General features: G+C 67.6%; 3 protein-coding genes. All 3 read right to left on the bottom strand.

The window, feature by feature from the left end; genetic code table 11:
• Positions 1–10 precede the first annotated feature (10 nt).
• Positions 11–1,729, bottom strand: coding sequence for a DEAD/DEAH box helicase (locus IN07_RS17585; protein WP_052091435.1), 1,719 nt, complete (start codon positions 1,727–1,729; stop codon positions 11–13).
• 13 nt (positions 1,730–1,742) lie between these two features.
• Positions 1,743–3,161: an ATP-binding protein gene (locus IN07_RS17580; protein WP_197058530.1), complete on the bottom strand. Its 1,419-nt coding sequence runs from the start codon at positions 3,159–3,161 to the stop codon at positions 1,743–1,745.
• Positions 3,158–3,903: tellurite resistance TerB C-terminal domain-containing protein (locus tag IN07_RS17575; protein WP_036338069.1), on the bottom strand; the 746-nt coding region annotated here is incomplete at its 5' end. The genes IN07_RS17580 and IN07_RS17575, both read right to left, overlap by 4 nt.

The raw sequence follows: 3,903 nt of genomic DNA, 5'->3' as shown, positions 1-3,903 counted from the left end.
CCCCGAGGGGTCAACTTTCGATCGGCAACAGGGGGTCAACTTTGGCCCGGCGTTGACACGTGCGACCGCTGGCGATGAGGCGGTACTCCTCGCCGGTGCGAAAGGCCGCATAAAACGAGTAGTGATTGACTAGGCGCTCGCCGGCTTGCCCGTGCAGCAGCAGCCCGTCAGATGCCTGCATGAGCAGGTCAACTCGCTCATCTGCAAGTGCACGTAGCAGTCGCTTGAACATGTCCCGGGAGACGCCGGCGAAAGGGCCGGTCTCGCTCAGCACCCGGTATGCCTCCGGCGGTGTGACCCCACCGTGCTGAGCGATCAAGGACAGCAGCTGTTGAACGAGCGTGGACAGGTGGAGCCCGCCGGAGTTCGGCGCCTCGTTCCACCGATCGAGCAGCAGGTTGACCATTGCGATGCTTTGGACGAGTTCGGTGCGCAACGCGTCTGACGGCGGTGTTTGCGGGCCTACCTGCGGCTCGGTGACGTACAGCCGCATCGTTGCGGCGCCACCGCGACGGCCCGAGCGGCCCAGCCGCTGCCGCATGCTCGCCACCGACTGGGGTGCACCTAGCTGGGCGATGGAGGTGACAGACCCGATGTCGATGCCCATCTCCAGTGTGGACGTGCAAATCGCACTGACTGGAGTCTCTCGGTCTTTCAGCCGGAATTCGGCGAACTCGCGCAGTTCCTTGGAGAGGCTTCCGTGGTGCGGGATGAACTCGTTCGGGACGTGTTCGCGTTCGGATCGTCGCTGCAGCAGGTCCGCGTAGATCTCCACTTCGCGCCGCGAGTTGGCGAAGGCGAGGTTGTCGCTCCCGCGCAACGTCCGGAAAAGGTGATCGGCGATCGCCAGCTGATGCCCCTCGGTCACCTCCTCGGCTTCTACGTCGCGCCCGTTGGCCTCCACGTGCTCGGCCTGGTGTGCCGAGAGCTGCGGCGGCAGCGCCTCGTAGCCGCGAAGTTGCAGCTTCAGTTCATGGGTGTCGTCCACTGAGGTGATCACGGCGACGCGTGGCCCAGCGCCGGGGCGCAGGTACGCCGCTGCACCGTTCATGTCGCCGAGCGTCGCCGACAGCCCGATCCTGGGCACGCGCCGGCGCACGGCCAGCTCGACCCGGTGCAGGAGCGACTGGAGCTGCATACCTCGTTCGGTCCCGAGGAACGAATGCATCTCGTCGATGACGACGTAGCGCAGTCCGCCCAGGATCCTCGCGACCTTGGGGCCGTGAACGACGAGGAGCGCCTCCAGGGACTCCGGCGTGATGAGCAGGATCCCGTCGGGATCATTGAGCACCTGGGCCTTGCGCGAGCCGGGGACGTCCCCGTGCCAACGGTGGACCGGCATGTCCAAGTGCTCGCAGAGGGCGTCGAGCCGGCCGTACTGGTCGTTGATGAGCGCCTTGAGCGGGCTCACGTACAGCGCCTGCACTCCGGTTACCGCAGGCTGCTGCTCAGAGCGCGCGTCCCTCTGCCCGCGCACGGCCGCAGCATTTTCTCGCACGGCCAACAGGCTTGAGCAGATCGGGAGGAACGCCGCTTCGGTCTTCCCGGCGGCCGTCGCCGCGGAGATGATGACGTCCCGGTCGCCGGCGAGGATGGGCCGGACAGCTCGTTCCTGCGCGTCGCGCAGCTCGGTCCAGTTCTGCTCCCAGATCCATCGTTGGATGCGGGGGTGCAGCTCGACAAAGGCCGACGACTGATGGCCTGCGGCCTCCCCCGCCGTGCTGGTCATGCGCGGCGGCCTGTCATAGCCTGAAGGTCGCGAGGTCGTCGTCCTCCGGTGAGGACGCGGACGCGGAGCTCGACCCCCGCCCCGGCTCGGTTTGGTCGGCCGAGGCATCGGTGGCGTATGGGCGCGCGGTGCCGTCTTCCTCTAACAGTGGCGCAAGATCGGGATTGGATTCGGCCACAAGGTTCACTGCGCCGACCAGCGGCGCCCAGTCAGTTCCCGGGTTCTGTTCGAGTATGGCGAGCAGGTTCACGAACTCCTTGATGGTGGTTCGCGGTGTCCGGAAGTACGCGTCGCCGATGCGGCTGGAGCAGTGAGTCATGAAGGCCGTCAGGGCGTCGTCGGGAACTAGGTAGGCGTTCGCATCGCCGCCGGCGAAGACGTGGCGCAGCCGGGTCAGGAGCAGGTAGAAGTCCTCGGGCGTCAGGTTCGCCAGGCGCAGGACGGGGCCCGAGTAGTCGACGAGGCCACCTGTGGCGTAGGTGTTCTCGGCTAGGCGCGACTGCAGCGCCGCGTACGAGTACAGGCCACGCCGGGTATCGAGCAAGAAGTCCGGGGTGCCGCCGAGGATGAACCCAAGGTGGGCGGCGGTTCCCTGCAGGCTGTCGTTCAGGATGCGCAGGATCTGCTCGTAGTTGGCGTTGCGCGCCTGCGTGTTCGCCAGCTTGTACAGGTTGACCATCTCGTCGAGGCACACCAGCAGGCCGCCAAAGCCGGCCATGACGACGAACCTGGCCAGGAGCTTGAGCTGGTCGTAGAAGTTGGCGTCATCGACGATGGTGCGCACGCCCAGCGCCGCCCGGGCGTCGGTTCGGGTGCTGAACTCGCCGCGCAGCCAGCGCACTGCGTCGCTCTTGAGCTGTTCGTTGCCGGTGTCGTGCCCGCGCCAGTACGCGCCGATGACCTCGGCGAAGTCGTACCCGCCGGTCAGCTCCGACAGCGACGCCAGCCGGGTGCGGATGACGGCGTCCGGCGTCGTCCCGGTCTCCCGCGCCTCGGTGAGCGCGGCGGTGACGAACCGTTCGACGATGCTCCCCATGGCCCCACCGTCGGGCTTCGCGCGGGTGGCGATGTTGCGCATCAACTCGGTGTACAGGGACCGGGCCTGACCGCCCGTCGCGTGCAGCCGCCGGTCAGGTGACAGGTCGGCGTGCACCGTGACGAGCTTGCGTTCCATCGCAATCGACCGCACCAGGTTCAGGAAGAAGGTCTTTCCAGAGCCGTACTCACCGATGGCCAAGCGAAAGGCGGAGCCGCCGTCGGCGATCCGGTCGACGTCAGCGAGCAGGGCTTTGACCTCCTCGGCCCGGCCGACCTGTACATGCTGCTGACCGATACGTGGGACGACGCCGGCGCGCAGCGCCTGCAGGATCGCGTCACGCTCCCGCGGCCGGATCGTCGTGCCCACGGGACTGGCGGGGGTCATGCTGGTCATGCCTGCATCTCCTGGGCTACGGCGGGGTCGATCGTGATGGGGTCTTCGCCGTCGACGAGCGGGTCACCGACCCGCTCGTAGGCGGCTTCGTTCAAGGTGTCGACGGCGCCGTCGGGCAGCAGTCCCAGACCGGCGCACTCGGCTTCGAGTTCAGCGCGGGCCCAGCTTCCGCGGCCAACGAGCACCGTCAGCAGCGTCGAGTGGGCAGCGTCGAGTCCCGCGATGGAGGGCCCCGTCGTCGCGGGCAGCGACGGTGGTGCCGGTTCCTCGTCGGTGAAGATGGAGCCGAGCAGCGCGGTGACCGCGGAGGTTTCGGCGAGCTTGGCTGCGACCGTCGCCGCATCGAGCTGCACGGGCGCGGCCGGATCGCGGGGTGCGCCGGCGTCGGGTCGGGCAGCCGGAGCCGGGGGGATGGCGTAGGCATGTGCGCCCGGCGAGGAGGCCCTGACCGTCACGGGCGCGACTGCGGCAGTGATTCCACCGGTCGTTGCCGCGTGCACGCGGCTGTAGACCGACGCAGGATCCAATCCGAGCAGCTTGAAGACCCTCGTCAAGATCTTGATCTCCTCGGGACTCACATGCCCGTCAGTGGCCGCGACAGTGGTGAGAAAGTCCCCGATGTTCTCGCGCTGCGCCTGGTCCAGTGCGGCGAGCCGCTTGGTGAGCCCGGTCAGCTTTACCGAACTAGTGGTCCTCGTCGTTGATTCGTCGGGGGTCTGAGGTCCAGGCGGTGGAGTCATTG

Source organism: Modestobacter caceresii (genome assembly GCF_000761485.1).
Taxonomy (GTDB): domain Bacteria; phylum Actinomycetota; class Actinomycetes; order Mycobacteriales; family Geodermatophilaceae; genus Modestobacter; species Modestobacter caceresii.
The sequence above is the reverse complement of the archived record's forward strand: the minus strand, read 5'-3'. Positions and strand labels throughout refer to the sequence as shown.